We start from the raw sequence: 16,210 nt of genomic DNA, 5'->3' as shown, positions 1-16,210 counted from the left end.
CCATATGGGTGGATCATGCAACCGGACGCTGGAGGAAATCGACCGGCGTCAGCGGATCACGAGGCAGCGGCCAAGCTCAGCGCCAGGCCACACAAGCCCGAAACCAGGACGACGGGGATGACGCCGACCTTGAAGCGAATCAGCGCGATGGCCGCGGCGATGCCGATGACCGCTGCCGGCCACTCGAAGCGCCCCGACAGGCCCGCCGGCCACAGCACGTGAGAGGCGAAGAAGACCGCCAGGTTGACGATGACGCCCACGACCGCTGCGGTGATGCCTGTCAGCGGTGCCGTGAACTTCAGATTGCCATGCGTCGACTCGATGAACGGCCCACCGAGCAGGATGAAGAAGAACGACGGCAGGAAGGTGAAGAACGTGACCACCGTGGCCGCCACCGCGCCGGCCAGGAAGAGCGAGTCCGCTCCGAAGAGGGCCTTCGTCCAGCCCCCGACAAAGCCGACGAACGAGACGACCATGATGAGCGGCCCCGGCGTCGTCTCTCCCAGCGCCAGCCCGTCAATCATCTGCAGTCCCGTGAGCCAGTGGTAGTGGTCCACGGCCCCCTGGTAGACGTAGGGAAGCACGGCGTAGGCCCCGCCGAACGTCAGCAGTGCGGCCTTGGTGAAGAACCACGCCATTTGCGTGAGGGTGGCATCCCAGCCACAGGCCAGCGTCAGCCCTCCGATGGCCACCGCCCACAAGCCGGTGAACGCCGCGAGGACGCGCCGGAAGTGCCTCCAGGTGAAGCGCGCATGCGCCGGCGTCGGTGTGTTGTCGTCGATGAGGGCGGCACCGAACCCCTTGGCGGCCTTGCCGTGGCCTGCGCCGACAGCGAATTTCTCCGGGGCATAGCGGCCACCCAGGTACCCGACGAAGCCGGCACCCAGGACGATGAGCGGGAAAGGCAGGTTCACCGCGAAGATGGCGACGAAGGCCGCGACGGCGATGCCCCACAGCCAACGGTTCTTCAGCGCACGCGAGCCGATGCGGATCGCAGCCGACACGACGATGGCCGTGACCGCCGGCTTGATGCCGTAGAAGAGGCCCGCCACCGCGGGGACCGTGCCGAAGGCCATGTAGACCCAGGACAGTGCGATGAGGATGAACAACGACGGCAGCACGAACAATCCGCCGGCGACGATGCCGCCCCAGGTCCGGTGCATGAGCCAGCCAATGTAGGTGGCCAGCTGCTGGGCCTCGGGCCCCGGCAGGACCATGCAGTAGTTCAGCGCATGCAGGAAGCGGTTTTCCGAGATCCAGCGGCGCCGCTCGACCAGCTCCTCATGCATGAGGGCGATCTGCCCGGCAGGTCCACCGAAGCTGATGAAGCCGAGCTTGAGCCAGTAGACGAAGGCCTGGCCGAAGGAGACGGGCTCGGGTGCCGCGTCTGCAGCGGTCGATTCTTCCGCGGGCTTCATGGGCAGGTCATTGGAGCGGGTGAAGGGAATCGAACCCTCGTATGAAGCTTGGGAAGCTGCCGTTCTACCATTGAACTACACCCGCAGCGGGCGCGATTCTAGCGCGTGCTCGGGCACAATTCGGCCCCCTGCCCTCCAGGCACGCGTGCCGAATTACCATGACCGCCCCCACCGATCCCACCGTTCCGCTGCGCGGCATCAAGAGCTTCGTGCTGCGCGCCGGCCGCATGGGCACCGGCCAGGCGCGCGCGCTCGAGACGCTCGGCCCGCGCTTCGTGGTCCCCTATGCGCAGCAGCGCTTCGACCCGCAGGCCGCGTTCGGCCGCACCGCACCGCTGGTGCTGGAGATCGGCTTCGGCATGGGCGACGCCACCGCGGCGATCGCGCAGGCGCTGCCGGGCACCGATTTCCTCGGCGTCGAGGTGCACACGCCCGGCGTGGGTGCACTGCTGAAGCACATCGGCGAGAAGCAGATCGCCAACCTGCGCATCGTGCAGCACGATGCCGTCGAGGTGCTGGAGCACATGATCGCGCCCGGCTCGCTGGCCGGCGTGCATGTGTTCTTTCCCGACCCGTGGCACAAGAAGAAGCACAACAAGCGCCGGCTGATCCAGGCGCCGTTCGTCGCGAAGCTCGCCGCGCACCTGGCCCCCGGCGGCTACCTGCACTGCGCGACCGACTGGCAGCCCTATGCCGAGCAGATGCTGGAGGTGCTGTCGGCCGAGCCCGCGCTCGCCAACACCGCCGCGGGCTATGCGCCGAAACCGGCCTATCGGCCGCTGACCAAGTTCGAGAACCGCGGCCTCAAGCTCGGCCACGGCGTCTGGGACCTGGTGTTCACGAAGCGCGAAACCCGTTCGCCCTGAGCCTGTCGAAGGGCCTGCGCGTACGGCACCAAGGCTTCGACAGGCTCAGCCCGACCCTTCGACTAGCTCAGGGCGAACGGGCAGGTTTCGTCGACGGTGGCACGAACGGCCCCGGGTCGACGCAGTTGGCAGGCTTCTTCGCCGCGGCACCCGACGCCGCCGGACCGTAGCTCGGCGCCCGCCGACCGGCCTGGCATTGCTGGAAATCCTGCAGCTTGCGCGCCCACGCGGCACGTGCAGCGCCCTCGTCCTCGGGCGCCGCAATGCAGGCCGCTGCCGCCATCCAGGCCATCGTTCCGATCGGCATCCAGCGCATGCGCAGTCCTCAGGTCGTCTTCGAGATCGAGATGGTCGGGAACTTCGACGAGAAATCCTTGGTCCGCTGCGCGATCTTCGCGGCCAGCTGGCGCGCGATCGCCTTGTAGAGCCCGGCCGTCTCGCCGTCGGGCTCGCTCACCACCGTCGGCTTGCCCGAATCGGCCTGCTCGCGGATGGACAGCGCCAGCGGCAGCGCACCCAGGTAGTCCATGCCCAATTCGGCCGCCATGCGCTTGCCGCCATCGGCGCCGAAGATGTGCTCCACGTGCCCGCAGTTGCTGCACACATGCACCGCCATGTTCTCGACGACGCCCAGGATCGGCACGCCGACCTTCTCGAACATCTTGATGCCGCGGCGCGCATCGATCAGCGCGATGTCCTGCGGCGTCGTCACGATCACCGCGCCGGTCAGCGGCACGCGCTGGGAGAGCGTCAGCTGGATGTCGCCGGTGCCGGGCGGCATGTCGACGATCAGGTAGTCGAGGTCGCCCCAGTTGGTCTGCCGCAGCAGCTGTTCCAGCGCCTGCGTGGCCATCGGGCCGCGCCAGATCATCGCGTTGTCGCGCTCGACCAGGAAGCCGATCGAGATCACCTCGACGCCATGGTTGCGCATCGGCTCCATCGTCTTGCCGTCGGCGCTCTCCGGGCGGCCTTCCAGGCCCATCATCATCGGCTGGCTCGGGCCGTAGATGTCGGCGTCGAGGATGCCGACCTTCGCCCCCTCGGCGGCCAGCGCCAGCGCCAGGTTGGCCGCCGTCGTGCTCTTGCCGACGCCGCCCTTGCCCGACGCCACCGCGACGATGTTCTTCACGTTGGGCAGCAGCTGCACCCCGCGCTGCACCGCATGGGGCACGACGCGGGTCGCGATCTCGACATCGACCCGGCCAACGCCCGGCAACGCGCGCACCGCCCGCTGCAGCGATTCGCGCAGCGCCGCATGCAGGCTCTTCGCCGGGTAGCCGAGCTCCAGCTCGAAGCTCACGTCCGCGCCCTGGATGCGCAGGTTCTTCACCTGGCGGGCGCCGACGACATCCTTGCCGGTGAGCGGATCGTTGACGGCTTGCAGGGCGGCCAGGATGGCGGATTCGGTGGTGGTCATGGTGGCAGGCGGTTGGCGGCGGGCAGTCTAGCCCACACGCCTTCTCCCTCGGGCCAGCGCGCCTAGAATCGACCCTCCCCCGCCGATCCGGACGCCTCCGATGACCCGCAAGCTCTTCGTCACCACCGCCCTGCCGTACGCCAATGCGCCGTTCCACATCGGGCACATGATGGAGTACGTCCAGGCCGACATCTGGGTGCGGTTCCAGCGCATGGTCGGCAACGAGGTGCACTTCGTCTGCGCCGACGACGCGCACGGCGCGCCGATCATGATCGCCGCCGAGAAGGCCGGCAAGACGCCGCAGCAGTTCGTCGCCGAGATCGCGGCCGGCCGCAAGCAGTACCTCGACGGCTTCAGCATCGGCTTCGACAACTGGCACTCCACCGACGGTCCCGAGAACCACCAGCTCGCGCAGGACATCTACCGCGCACTGCGCAAGGAAGGCCTGATCGCCGAGCGCACGATCGAGCAGTTCTTCGACCCGGTGAAGGCGATGTTCCTGCCCGACCGCTACATCAAGGGCGAATGCCCGCGCTGCGGCACCAAGGACCAGTACGGCGATTCGTGCGAGAACTGCGGCGCGGTCTACGCGCCCACCGAGCTGAAGAACCCGTACTCGGCGCTCAGCGGCGCCACACCGGTGCTCAAGAGCAGCGCGCACTACTTCTTCCAGCTCTCGTCGCCGCGCTGCATCGAGTTCCTGAAGGACTGGACGCACACGCCCGGCCGCCTGCAGCCCGAGGTGCTGAACAAGATCCGCGAATGGTTCGCCGTCGACGAGCACGGCCACGGCGGCCTGGCCGACTGGGACATCAGCCGCGATGCGCCCTACTTCGGCATCCGCATCCCCGACACCGAGGACAAGTACTTCTACGTCTGGCTCGACGCGCCGGTCGGCTACCTGGCGTCGCTGAAGAACTACTTCGACAAGACCGGGCGCGACTTCGACGCGTTCTTCGCCGACCCGGCGGTCGAGCAGGTGCACTTCATCGGCAAGGACATCACCTACTTCCACACGCTGTTCTGGCCGGCGATGCTGCATTTCAGCGGCCGCAAGACGCCGGACCACGTCAACGTGCACGGCTTCATCACCGTCAACGGCGGCGAGAAGATGAGCAAGAGCCGCGGCACCGGCATCTCGCCGCTGAAGTACCTCGAGGTCGGGCTGAACCCGGAATGGCTGCGCTACTACATCGCGGCCAAGCTGAACGCGAAGGTCGAGGACATCGACTTCAACCCCGACGACTTCACCGCCCGCATCAACTCCGACCTGGTCGGCAAGTACATCAACATCGCGAGCCGCGCCGCCGGCTTCCTCAGCAAGCGCTTCGGCGGGCGGCTGTCGGCCGACCTCGGCGTCGAGGGCCGCTCGCTGCTCGACGGCCTGCGCAACCACCGCCGGGCGATCGAGGAGCTCTACGAGGAGCGCGAGTACGGCAAGGCGCTGCGCGAGGTGATGCTGCTGGCCGACCGCGTGAACGAGTACGTCGACCAGAACAAGCCCTGGGACCTCGCCAAGAAGGCCGGGCAGGAGGCGGTGCTGCACGATGTGTGCAGCGTCTGCATCGAGGCCTTCCGCGTGCTGACCATCTACCTGAAGCCGGTGCTGCCGGCGCTGGCCGTGCAGGTCGAGGCCTTCCTGAAGGTCGAGCCGATGGTGTTCGCCGATGCGGCGCGCGCGATCGGCGGCCACACGATCGGCGACTACAAGCACCTGATGCAGCGCGTCGACCCGGCGCTGCTCGACAAGCTGCTCGAGCCGCCGGTGATCGCACTGCCGCCGCCGGGCGGCGAGGAGCTCGCGCCCGAGATCAGGATCGAGGATTTCGCCAAGGTCGACCTGCGCATCGCGAAGATCGTCGCCTGCGAGGCGGTCGAGGGCAGCGACAAGCTGCTGCGCCTGACGCTCGACGTGGGCGAGGCAAAGACGCGCAACGTCTTCAGCGGCATCAAGTCGGCCTACAAGCCGGAAGACCTGGTCGGCAAGTTCACCGTGATGGTGGCCAACCTCGCGCCGCGCAAGATGAAGTTCGGGCTCAGCGAAGGCATGGTGCTGGCCGCATCGCATGCCGACGAGAAGGCGAATCCGGGGCTGTACGTGCTGGAGCCGTGGCCGGGCGCGACGCCGGGCTTGCGGGTGCGCTGAGCGCCGGTTCCCCAAACAGGGTGAGAGACAGCCGCCCGGCAGGCGGCTATCCTGCGCGCCTTCGAGGGAGAGCAGCATGGGTTTTCTGGATGATCTGAAGCGGCAGGCCGACGCGCTGAAAACGCAGCAGACGGTCGACACGGCCGCACTCGCGCGCAACGCCGCGCTGGTCGAGACGGCCTGCCAGACCACCTGGCGCTACTGGATGGACCTGGCGCCCCAGCTCAACGTGCTGCTGCCTCGCCCGCCGGTGCGCTTCATGTTCGACAAGAGCACCACGGTCGACGGCCTCACGCGCTGCGATTTCCGGGTCGACGCGCGGCGCAAGCAGCACCGGGGGCAGGAGGTGTTCGACCATGTGGTCATCCACGCGCTGCAGAAGTCGGGCCGCTCGCTCACGATGAGCAAGGACTTCCCGCCGGAGATCGAGCGGCTCGAAGCCCGCCTGCGCCAGGCCGGCATTGCGCCCGATTCGAAGTGGGTGCGCGACCCGGTCAACGGCCGGCTCGAGGAAGTGCGCTTCAGCTTCGTCGCCGACGTCACGATGACGGTGCGCCTGCTGCCCGACCACGACCAGGGCAAGGTCAGCTTCCAGCTCGGCAACCTCGACGACCTGGAGACCGTGGTGGTCACCTTCGCGGCGCCTCGGATCGACTCGAACCTGCTCGACCAGCTGGCGCGCTGGATGGTGGGCGAACCGCACGAGTTCCTGAAGCTCGCCGACAGCGCACGCCGCCAGGAAGCCTGACGGCGGCGGCCTGCCCGGCGCTGTTTGATCCAGATCAAGCGACGCCGGCGCGGGCCGGACCGATACTCGGGTTCCATGCGCCTGCATCCGTTCCGCCCCCGCCTGCTCGACAGCCTGCGCGGCTACGACCGCCGGCGCTTCTGGCAGGACGCATCGGCCGGCGTCACCGTCGGCGTGGTCGCGCTGCCGCTCGCGATGGCCTTCGCGATCGCGTCGGGCGTCAAGCCCGAGCAGGGCATCTTCACCGCCATCGTCGCCGGCTTCCTGATCTCGGCGCTGGGCGGCTCCAGCGTGCAGATCGGCGGGCCGGCCGGTGCGTTCATCGTCATCGTCTACGGCATCGTCGAGCGCTACGGGCTGACCAACCTGCTGATCTCGACCGCACTGGCCGGCGTGCTGCTGTTCGCGATGGGCGCGTTGCGGCTCGGCGCGCTGGTGCGCTACATCCCGGTGGCGATCATCATCGGCTTCACGAACGGCATCGCGGTGCTGATCGGCGTGTCGCAGCTGAAAGACCTGTTCGGGCTGCACATCGAGAAGGTGCCGGCGGATTTCTTCACGCAGGTGGGTGCGCTCGCCTCGCATGCCGGCAGCATGAACCCGGCGGCGCTGGCGCTGGGCCTCGGCTGCCTCGCGCTGGTCGCGTTGTGGCCGAAACGCTGGAAGGCCGTGCCGTCCCCGATCGTCGCGCTGGTGCTGGCGACGCTCGCGACCGCGCTGCTGCAGTTGCCGGTCGAGACCATCGGCTCGCGCTTCGGCGGCATCCCGCAGGGCCTGCCGCGGCTCGCGCTGCCGCCGTTCAGCTGGGCGAGTGCGCAGCAGCTGCTGATCCCGACCCTGACGATCGCGCTGCTCGGCGCCGTCGAATCGCTGCTGTGCGCCCGCGTCGCCGACAACCTCAGCGAGGCGCCGCGCCACGACCCGAACCAGGAGCTGATGGGCCAGGGCGTGGCCAACATGGTCGCCCCGCTGTTCGGCGGCATCCCCGCCACCGGCACGATCGCCCGCACCGTGACCAACGTGCGTTCCGGCGCCACCAGCCCGGTGGCCGGCATCGTGCACGCGGCCACGCTGCTCGCGGTGGTGCTGGTGGCCGCGCCGCTGGCGGTGCACGTGCCGTTGGCGGGGCTGGCCGGCATCCTGCTGTTCGTCGCGTGGAACATGGGCGAATGGCACGAGTTCGCGCGCCTGCGCCGCTTCAGCCTGCACTACCGCACGGTGCTGCTGGGCACCTTCGGGCTGACGGTGGTGTTCGACCTGACGGTGGCCGTGCAGTTCGGGCTGGTGCTCGCCTGCGTGTTCTTCATCTACCGGATGAGCACGCTGTTCCGCGTCGAGCCTTGCGAGAGCGCGGCGCCGGATGTGCAGGTGTTCGCGCTGAGCGGGCCGCTGTTCTTCGGCGCGGTCGGCACGCTGGAGGCGCTGCCGGCCCGCGTGCTGCCCGGCACCCGCGCGGTGGTACTGGACCTGCAGCGCATGCTGTCGATGGACACCTCGGGGCTGGATGCGCTGGCGCAATGTCAGCGCTCGCTCGCGCGGCGCGGGGTGGCGCTGTTCCTGGCCGGGGTCGATGCGCAGCCGCTGTCGCTGATCCGCCGCGCCGGCTTCGAGGCCGAGCTGGGGGCGGGGCGAATCGTCGCCGACAGGGCCGGCGCCGAGGCCGCCGCCCGGGCCGGCTAAAATCCGCCCTCCGCTGCTTCACTGGCCCCGACCATGCCGCTCTTCTGGAAAGCCTACAAGTCCGACACCACCTCGTTCATCGAGGAGCTGAAGGCCAAGGACCCGACGCTCGCGGGCCGGATGCTCGAGGGCCGCCAACTGCTGTGGGACAAGCCGGTCGACCGCGAGGCGCAGAGCGAGTACCGCGACGCCCAGGTCGCCCAGCAGCCCTACGTCTACCAGACCGGGCATTGAAGCGTCCCTGAACGCGACACCGAGCGGGCACCCCGTGAGCGAAGACGCCCTGGCGCAGGCCGCCACCGACGCGGCAGCGCCCACCGTGGTCGACCACGTGGCCGTGGCGCGCCTGTACGGCGAGCCGCTGTTCACGATGCCGACCGACCTGTACATCCCGCCGGATGCGCTGGAGGTCTTCCTCGAGGCCTTCGAAGGCCCGCTCGACTTGCTGCTCTACCTGATCCGCAAGCAGAACTTCAACATCCTCGACATCCCGCTGGCCAGCGTGACGCGCCAGTACCTGGCGTATGTCGACCAGATCCGCAAGACCAACCTCGAGCTCGCCAGCGAATACCTGCTGATGGCGGCGATGCTGATCGAGATCAAGTCGCGCATGCTGCTGCCGCCGAAGAAGGTGGCCGAGGGCGAGGAGCCCGAGGACCCGCGCGCCGAGCTGGTGCGCCGGCTGCTGGAGTACGAGCAGATGAAGCTGGCGGCAGCCGGGCTCGACCGCCTGCCGGTGCTGGGGCGCGATTTCCTGCGCGCGCAGGTGACCATCGAGCAATCGCTGACGCCGCGCTTTCCGGATGTCGAGATCGACGAGCTGCGCGCCGCCTGGGCCGACATCCTGAAGCGCGCCAAGCTGAACCAGCACCACACGATCACCCGCGAGGAGCTGAGCGTGCGCGAGCACATGAGCATCGTGCTGCGCGGCCTGCAGGGCCGCCGCTTCGCGATGTTCGAGGAGCTGTTCGACCTGACCCGCGGACCGCAGGTGCTGGTGGTGACCTTCATCGCGATGCTGGAGCTGGCGCGCGAGCGGCTGCTGGAGATCACGCAGGCCGAGGCGTTCGCGCCGATCTACGTGCGCCTGGCCTATCAACCCGCCTAGAAAAGAACACCCATGACGATCCACGAAGCACCCGTCCACCTCGTCACCCGTGCCGCCGCCCAGGCCGCGACGACCGACCGCTGGCAGGTGGCCGACATCGAGGCCCTGTTCGAGCTGCCGTTCACCGAGCTGATGTTCCGCGCGCAGACCGTGCACCGCGAGCACTTCGACCCGGCCGAGGTGCAGCTGTCGACGCTGCTGTCGATCAAGACCGGCGGCTGCCCCGAAGACTGCAGCTACTGCCCGCAGGCGGCGCGCTACGACACCGGTGTCGAGGCCGGCAAGCTGATGGACACCGAGGCCGTGCTCGACGCCGCGCGCCGGGCGCAGGAGGCCGGTGCCTCGCGCTTCTGCATGGGCGCCGCGTGGCGCGGCCCGAAGGACCGCGACATCGAGAAGGTGGCCGAGCTGGTCAGCGCGGTCAAATCCCTCGGCCTGGAGACCTGCGCGACGCTCGGCATGCTGGAAGACGGCCATGCCGAGGCGCTGCAGAGCGCCGGCCTCGACTACTACAACCACAACCTCGACACCGCGCCGGAGTTCTACGGCGACATCGTGCGCACCCGCCAGTACCAGGACCGGCTCGACACGCTGCAGCGCGTGCGCGGTGCCGGCGTCAAGGTGTGTGCCGGCGGCATCGTCGGCATGGGCGAGACGCGGGCGCAGCGGGCCGGCCTGATCGGCGCGCTGGCCAACCTCGATCCGTACCCGGAATCGGTGCCGATCAACAACCTGGTGCAGGTCGAAGGCACGCCGCTGCACGGCACGGTGCAGCTCGACCCACTGGAGTTCGTGCGCACGATCGCGGTGGCGCGCATCACGATGCCGACCGCGCGCGTGCGCCTGTCGGCCGGGCGCCAGGCGCTGGGCGAGGCGGTGCAGGCGCTGTGCTTCACGGCCGGCGCCAATTCGATCTTCTACGGCGACAAGCTGCTGACCACCGGCAACCCCGACGTGCAGGCCGACCGCGCGCTGCTCGACAAGCTGGGGATGCGGCCGGCATGAGCAGCCACCCGGTCCAGGACGCCGTGCCCGGCCGCAAGGCGGTGACGCTGCACCGGCTGCGCGAGATGCACGCGGCCCGCGAGCCGATCGCGATGCTGACCTGCTATGACACCAGCTTCGCGCGGCTGCTCGATGCGGCCGGCGTCGATTGCCTGCTGGTCGGCGATTCGCTGGGCATGGTGCTGCAGGGCCAGGCGAGCACGCTGCCGGTGACGCTGGACGAGATGGCGTACCACACGCGCTGCGTCGCGCGCGGCAACCGCGGGGCCTGGCTGATCGGCGACCTGCCGTTCGGCAGCTACCAGCAGGGGCCGGCGCAGGCGCTGGCGAGTGCGACGGTGCTGATGCAGGCCGGCGCGCAGATGGTGAAGCTCGAGGGCGGCGGCTGGACGGCCGAGACGGTGCGCTTCCTGGTGGAGCGCGGCATCCCGGTGTGCGCGCACCTGGGGTTGACGCCGCAGTCGGTGCATGCGCTGGGCGGCTACCGCATCCAGGGCCGCAACAACGAAGCCGCGGCGACGCTGCTGCGCCATGCGCGCGAGCTGGCCGATGCGGGCGCCGCGATGCTGGTGCTGGAACTGATGCCGGCGGCGGTGGCGAAGCAGATCACCGACGCGCTCGACATCCCGGTGATCGGCATCGGTGCCGGCGTGGCCTGTTCGGGCCAGGTGCTGGTGCTGCACGACATGCTCGGCATCACGCAGGGCAGGCTGCCGCGCTTCGTGCGCAACTTCATGGAGGGCAGCGCCGGCATCGGCGACGCGATCACGCGCTACGTGGCCGACGTGAAGGCCCGCCGCTTCCCCGACGACAGCCTGCACGGCTACTGAGCTTTCCACCGCGATGAAAACCGTTCATTCGATCGCCGACCTGCGCGCGGCACTCGGCACGCCCGGTGCCTGCGCCTTCGTGCCCACGATGGGCAACCTGCACGAGGGCCACCTGGCGCTGGTGCGGCAGGCAAAGCGGCAGGGGCTGCCGGTGGTGGCGAGCATCTTCGTGAACCGGCTGCAGTTCGCGCCGCACGAGGATTTCGACCGTTACCCGCGCACGCTGGCCCGCGACAGCGAGCTGCTGCAGGGCGCCGGCTGCGACCTCGTGTTCGCGCCCGACGAGCGCGAGCTGTACCCGCAGCCGCAGACCTTCAAGGTGGTGCCCGATGCGGCGCTGGCCGACATCCTCGAAGGGCATTTCCGGCCGGGTTTCTTCACCGGCGTGTGCACGGTGGTGATGAAGCTGTTCGCCTGCGTGCAACCGCGCATCGCGGTGTTCGGCAAGAAGGACTACCAGCAGCTGATGGTGATCCGGCAGATGACGCAGCAGTTCGCGTTGCCGATCGTGATCGAGGCGGGCGAGACGAGCCGGGCGGAGGACGGGCTCGCGCTGTCGTCGCGCAATGGGTACCTGGGCGCGGCGGAGCGCGAGGAGGCGGTGGCCTTGTCGCGCAGCCTGCGGGCGCTGGCTGAGGGCTTTGCCGCAGGCGGCCAGGCGCTCGCGCAACTCGAGGCCAAGGCGATGGCGGATCTGGCGGCGCGTGGATGGCAGCCGGACTACCTGACGGTGCGGCGGCGCGCCGACCTGCTGCCGCCCGGCAGCGGCGACACGGCCGGCTCGCTGGTCGCGCTCGGCGCGGCGCGGTTGGGGCAGACGCGGTTGATCGACAACCTGGAGTTCTGAGGCAATTCAGAGACCCAGAAAGTATCAAATTTGATACTTGCTACCTGTTAAGTATCGATTACGATACTTTCATGGGTGATTTCTCGGTCAATCTGGTGGTGCTGGGGCAGTCCTTGCAGGAGATGCGCAAGCAGCGCGGCCTGCGGCTGGTCGACGTGGCCCACATCGCCGGCATTCCCCGCCTGAAGGTGATCCACGTCGAAGCCGGCCGACCAGGTGTCGCCGCTTCGTCCTATGCACGGGTCGCAGCGGCACTCGGAGCCCAACTGCAGGTGGCGCCCGCCCGGCGACCGACGCTGGACGAGATCAGCGCCCTGTTGAAAGACGGCGATGAGTGAATCGCCCACCAAGGTGCTGGTTCACACACCGTAAGGTCTGTCCGGCATCTTGCAGCGCGATGGCAGCTACCTGTTCTCTTTCGCACCCGATGCCACGCCCGAGTCGGCGCCAGCGCTCGGCATGCCGTTGCGCGCCCGGCCGTACGAGTTCCCGTCGCTGCATCCGATCTTCCAGATGAACATGCCGGAAGGCTTCGTGCTGGAGCAACTGCGCAATCGACTCGCGAAGACCACCGGACTCGATCCGCTGCTGCTGCTGACGGTGATCGGGTCGCAGGCACCCATCGGCCGGTTGCGCTTCACGCTCGAAGGGCAGGCCGGGAACGAAGCGCCTGTGCGAGGCGAGTCCCTCGCTGAACTGCTCGCACACGGCGGCTCACGGGAACTCTTCGCCCGCCTCGTCGACAGCTACCTGATGCGCACCGGGTTGAGCGGCGTGCAGCCCAAGGTGCTCGTCCCCGAGCGCGTCAGCGACGACATGCGGCCCACGCCCAAGGCATCGCTGCCCACCTCAGAACTCATCGTCAAGTCAGGCCTCGGCGAATTCCCGGGCCTCGCGATCAACGAGTTCATCTGCATGAGCATCGTGAAGCAGGCCGGCGTGCCGGTGCCCGAGTTCCACCTGTCCGACGACGGCGAGCTGTTCGTGATGCGCCGCTTCGACCGGCCGCCCGACGGACGCGTCCTCGGCTTCGAGGACATGCTGGCCCTGGCCGGCCGCGCCGCCGACCAGAAGTACGTCGGCAGCTACGAACTCGTGCTGAGGCTGCTGCACCTGTACTGCTCACCCGAGCAACTGCCCGCCGCGCGCGAGCAGCTGTTCGACATGGTGGTGCTGTCGTGCATCCTCGGCAACGGCGACGCGCACATGAAGAACTTCGGCGTGCTGTACGACAGCCTGAGCGGCGCGGTGCGCATGGCACCGGCCTACGACATCGTCTGCACGCGGCTCTACATTGCCGACGACAACCTGGCGTTGAACCTGGAGGGCAACCGCAGCTTCTTCGCGGCACGGCTGGGCTTGCTGGACTTCGGCCTGCGGTGTGACATGCCTAAGGCCCGGATCGTCGAGCGCACCATTCAGCTGTGCGAGCTGACCTTCGCAACGCTGGCATCGCTGGACAGGGTGGCCCGGCGCCTGCCCGGGTTGCGAGAACTCATCGCGCAGCAGACGCAGACCTGGCTCGACACCTTCAAGCGCTTGCAGCAGGCCTGACCATCGATCTCACGCGGCAGCGCGCATCCACCCCACGATCCCCTCGATCACCCGCTCCCGATCCGCCTCCGCGGTGAACGTGTGATCCGTGCCCTCGTGGTACTCCAGCTGCAGCCGGTCCCCGAACGGCACGTCGGGGAACGCGTCGATCAGTTGCTCGCGGTAGTTGTGATGGTCTTCGCGTTCCGCCGTCAGCACCGCCAGGAACCGGTTGCCCGAACGGTGTGCCGCCGCATAGGCGTTCGACAGGAAGGCCTTGGCCTCCGGCGAATCCAGGTCGGCACGCGGCCCCTCTTCCGGCACCTCCGCATGACCCGCCCCGCCCATGCGCTGTCCCAGCGCATGCCACAGCGGATGCTTGCCCCGCGCGATGTTCATCCAGCTGCTCAGCCGCGTCGCGCGCCGCGCATAGTGGTTCAGGTAGTAGCGCGGCGTGTGCGGGATCGACGGGTCCAGCAACACCAGCCCCGTCACCCGCGGATCCCGCCCCGCGTACACCACCGCATGGTCCGCGCCCGAGCACAGGCCGACCAGCACGAAGCGCTTGAAGCCGCGCACTGATTCCAATGTGTCGAGCGCGTCCTTGATGTCGGCCAGGCTCGCCTCCAGCAGCCCGAGCCCGTCGTCGCGCGGTTCGCTGTCGCCGATGCCCGAGAGGTCGAACCGCACCGCGTCGAAGCCCTGCCCCGACAGCCGCCGGCACAGCTGCACCGTCATCCGGTTCGCGCCGACGCGGTGGATGATCCCCGAGTTCAGCACCACCACCGCCGGCCGGCCGGGCGCCGTCGCCGCACCCTCCGCCGCCGGCGTCACGATGCCCACCAGCGCCTTGCGCGGACCCATCAGAAGCACCTGCTCGTTCACCATCAGCTCCACCACTGCGCAACGCGCTGCAACACCTTCACCGGCACCGCGCCGGCCCCCGAATGGTGGTCCTCCAGCCAGGCGGGCTGGCCCTCGACCTGTTCGACCGGCAATGACCCGACCGCCTCGCCTGCCACCGATCGAACCACCAGCGTGCGCGCCGGCAACTCCGCCGCTGGCAGCACCAGCCCGCGCAGCTCGGCCGCCATCGCCTCGCTCAGCGCAAAGCCCATCACCTCATGACCGCCACCGTGCTCCGGCTTGCGGGCAGGCGCTGCGGCCAGCAACTCCTTCAGGTACCCCTCGCCCGACACCACCGGATCCCACAGCACCAGGCTGTCGACGTCCTTGCGCCGCCGCGCCGCCACGGCCGCGGCCAGCGTGCCGCCCAGCCGCAGCCCCACCAGCCCGATACGTGCTGCATCGGTCGTGTCCTTCAGCTCGTCGATCGCCGTCTCGATGTCGGCCTGCCAGCCGGCCAGGCTCGCGTCCAGCATCTCGCCGGCCGAGTCGCCGGTGCCGAACCAGTCGAAGCGCAGCACGTGCACGCCGGCCTGGTTCAGCAGCGTCGCGAGCTGCTTCATCGCACGGTGGGCGCGCAGGTACTCCTGGCCCCACGGCGGGCACAGCAGCACGGCCCGCGTGCCGCTGCCGGCCGCCGACGCCCGCGCCGGGCTGTACACGCCGAACAGCCGCCGTTGCCGGGTGCCGAAGAAGAATGGGTTCATGGGCTGGGCAAGTGATCGGAAAAATCAGCAGAGACATGCGCGGCGCCCGCAGCCGCGATCTGGCGAAGGTTCTGGAAGAAGAGCACGCGCGGATCCATGCGCCAGCCGGTGCGCTGCTCCACCGCCACCGCGACACGCAGCGACAGCAGCGAATGCCCGCCCAGCTCGAAGAAGTTGTCCTCGGCGCCGACCCGCTCGATCTGCAGCGTCTGCTGCCACACATCGGCCAGCAGCCGCTCCAGCCCCGGTGCCGGCGGCTCGTACGCGGCCACCGGCGCGACGTTCTTGAACGGGTCCGGCAACGCCGCGCGGTCGACCTTGCCGTTCGGCGTCAGCGGGATCGCGTCGAGCGCGACCACCAGCGACGGCACCATGTAGTCCGGCAGCTCGCGCCGCAGGTGGCGCCGCACCTCGCTGACGGTCAGGTCCTCGCCGGGCTGGTAGACCACGTAGGCCACCAGCCGCAGGTCGCCGGGCCCCGCCTCGCGCGCGATCACCACCGATTGCCGCACCGACTCGTGCCCTGCGAGCACCGATTCGATCTCGCCCAGCTCGATGCGGAAGCCGCGGATCTTCACCTGGTGGTCGATGCGCCCCAGGTGCTCCAGCCGCCCCTGCGCCGTCCAGCGGCCGAGGTCGCCGGTGCGGTAGAGCCGCGCACCCGGCTGGGTCGAGAAGCGATCGGCGATGAAGCGATCCGCCGTCAGCTCCGGCCGGCGGTGGTAGCCGGTCGCGACACCCGCGCCGCCGATCCACAGCTCGCCCGGGATGCCGGCCGGCTGCAGCTCGCCGGCGCGGCTCAGCACATGCACCTGCGTGTTGTCGATCGGCCGGCCGATCGTGACCGGCGCACCGCCGCCGATCACGCGCTCCGCGGTCGACCACACCGTCGTCTCGGTCGGCCCGTACAGGTTCCACAGCTCTCCGGTGCGCGCGAGAAGCGCATCGGCCAGCTCGCGCGGCAGCCCCTCGCCGCCGCACAGCGCGCGGAAGTTGGGC

17 protein-coding genes and 1 tRNA gene are annotated in these 16,210 nt (G+C 69.2%); 11 read left to right on the top strand and 7 right to left on the bottom strand.

Translation table 11 applies throughout. The features are described 5' to 3' along the window. Positions 1 to 56 precede the first annotated feature (56 nt). Positions 57 to 1,418, bottom strand: coding sequence for a chromate efflux transporter (chrA, locus tag AC1D1T_RS11365; RefSeq protein ID WP_477991890.1), 1,362 nt, complete (start codon positions 1,416 to 1,418; stop codon positions 57 to 59). An 11-nt stretch (positions 1,419 to 1,429) separates the two neighbouring features. Continuing rightward, positions 1,430 to 1,503: transfer RNA gene (locus tag AC1D1T_RS11360), tRNA-Gly, on the bottom strand. A gap of 73 nt (positions 1,504 to 1,576) precedes the next feature. Between AC1D1T_RS11360 and trmB the strand changes: the two genes are divergently transcribed. After that, positions 1,577 to 2,284: a tRNA (guanosine(46)-N7)-methyltransferase TrmB gene (gene trmB / locus AC1D1T_RS11355; RefSeq protein WP_477828458.1), complete on the top strand. Its 708-nt coding sequence runs from the start codon at positions 1,577 to 1,579 to the stop codon at positions 2,282 to 2,284. A 67-nt stretch (positions 2,285 to 2,351) separates the two neighbouring features. Here trmB and AC1D1T_RS11350 read toward each other — a convergent pair whose 3' ends face one another. After that, entirely contained in the window at positions 2,352 to 2,600 is a 249-nt protein-coding gene (locus tag AC1D1T_RS11350; protein ID WP_477828459.1) for a hypothetical protein, read from the bottom strand. Positions 2,601 to 2,609: 9 nt separating this feature from the next. Then, complete coding sequence (gene apbC, locus AC1D1T_RS11345) at positions 2,610 to 3,701, bottom strand: iron-sulfur cluster carrier protein ApbC (protein WP_477842963.1); 1,092 nt, start codon at positions 3,699 to 3,701, stop codon at positions 2,610 to 2,612. A 100-nt stretch (positions 3,702 to 3,801) separates the two neighbouring features. Here apbC and metG point away from each other — a divergent pair, with 100 nt between their 5' ends. From metG to AC1D1T_RS11295, 10 genes are all read left to right on the top strand, one after another. Continuing rightward, positions 3,802 to 5,847 (top strand): methionine--tRNA ligase, encoded by a 2,046-nt coding sequence (gene metG, locus AC1D1T_RS11340; RefSeq protein WP_477828587.1) that lies wholly within the window; start codon positions 3,802 to 3,804, stop codon positions 5,845 to 5,847. 76 nt (positions 5,848 to 5,923) lie between these two features. Next, on the top strand, positions 5,924 to 6,595 hold the full coding sequence (locus tag AC1D1T_RS11335) for a hypothetical protein (RefSeq protein WP_477991889.1): 672 nt from the start codon (positions 5,924 to 5,926) through the stop codon (positions 6,593 to 6,595). Between the two features lie 75 nt (positions 6,596 to 6,670). After that, entirely contained in the window at positions 6,671 to 8,275 is a 1,605-nt protein-coding gene (locus AC1D1T_RS11330) for a SulP family inorganic anion transporter (protein ID WP_477827572.1), read from the top strand. A gap of 33 nt (positions 8,276 to 8,308) precedes the next feature. Further along, positions 8,309 to 8,509: a DUF3460 family protein gene (locus tag AC1D1T_RS11325; protein ID WP_047505455.1), complete on the top strand. Its 201-nt coding sequence runs from the start codon at positions 8,309 to 8,311 to the stop codon at positions 8,507 to 8,509. 34 nt (positions 8,510 to 8,543) lie between these two features. After that, positions 8,544 to 9,383, top strand: a complete 840-nt coding sequence (locus tag AC1D1T_RS11320; protein WP_047505453.1) for a segregation and condensation protein A — start codon at positions 8,544 to 8,546, stop codon at positions 9,381 to 9,383. 12 nt (positions 9,384 to 9,395) lie between these two features. Then, positions 9,396 to 10,388: a biotin synthase BioB gene (gene bioB, locus AC1D1T_RS11315; RefSeq protein ID WP_477991888.1), complete on the top strand. Its 993-nt coding sequence runs from the start codon at positions 9,396 to 9,398 to the stop codon at positions 10,386 to 10,388. Then, positions 10,385 to 11,218 carry a 3-methyl-2-oxobutanoate hydroxymethyltransferase gene (gene panB / locus AC1D1T_RS11310; protein WP_477825923.1) on the top strand — a complete coding sequence of 278 codons (834 nt, stop codon included), beginning with the start codon at positions 10,385 to 10,387 and terminating at the stop codon, positions 11,216 to 11,218. Before bioB ends, panB begins: the two co-directional genes overlap by 4 nt. Before the next feature lie 13 nt (positions 11,219 to 11,231). Continuing rightward, positions 11,232 to 12,065, top strand: coding sequence for a pantoate--beta-alanine ligase (panC, locus tag AC1D1T_RS11305; protein WP_477842878.1), 834 nt, complete (start codon positions 11,232 to 11,234; stop codon positions 12,063 to 12,065). A 71-nt stretch (positions 12,066 to 12,136) separates the two neighbouring features. Then, positions 12,137 to 12,403 (top strand): helix-turn-helix domain-containing protein, encoded by a 267-nt coding sequence (locus AC1D1T_RS11300; protein ID WP_477825921.1) that lies wholly within the window; start codon positions 12,137 to 12,139, stop codon positions 12,401 to 12,403. A 49-nt stretch (positions 12,404 to 12,452) separates the two neighbouring features. Beyond that, entirely contained in the window at positions 12,453 to 13,619 is a 1,167-nt protein-coding gene (locus AC1D1T_RS11295; protein WP_477825920.1) for a type II toxin-antitoxin system HipA family toxin, read from the top strand. Positions 13,620 to 13,628: 9 nt separating this feature from the next. Here AC1D1T_RS11295 and AC1D1T_RS11290 read toward each other — a convergent pair whose 3' ends face one another. From AC1D1T_RS11290 to AC1D1T_RS11280, 3 genes are all read right to left on the bottom strand, one after another. Next, a complete protein-coding gene (locus AC1D1T_RS11290; RefSeq protein ID WP_477825919.1) occupies positions 13,629 to 14,462 on the bottom strand; it encodes an alpha/beta fold hydrolase in 834 nt (277 codons plus the stop codon). Between the two features lie 23 nt (positions 14,463 to 14,485). Further along, a complete protein-coding gene (locus AC1D1T_RS11285) occupies positions 14,486 to 15,211 on the bottom strand; it encodes an alpha/beta fold hydrolase (protein WP_477825918.1) in 726 nt (241 codons plus the stop codon). Continuing rightward, a partial coding sequence (locus AC1D1T_RS11280; RefSeq protein ID WP_477991887.1) for a non-ribosomal peptide synthetase occupies positions 15,208 to 16,210 on the bottom strand: 1,003 nt, incomplete at its 5' end. The genes AC1D1T_RS11280 and AC1D1T_RS11285, both read right to left, overlap by 4 nt.

The sequence above is a fragment of the Rhizobacter sp. P2_H3 genome (genome assembly GCF_056403355.1).
Note: the sequence above shows the minus strand (reverse complement) of the source record. Positions and strands in the feature narration are given on the sequence as shown.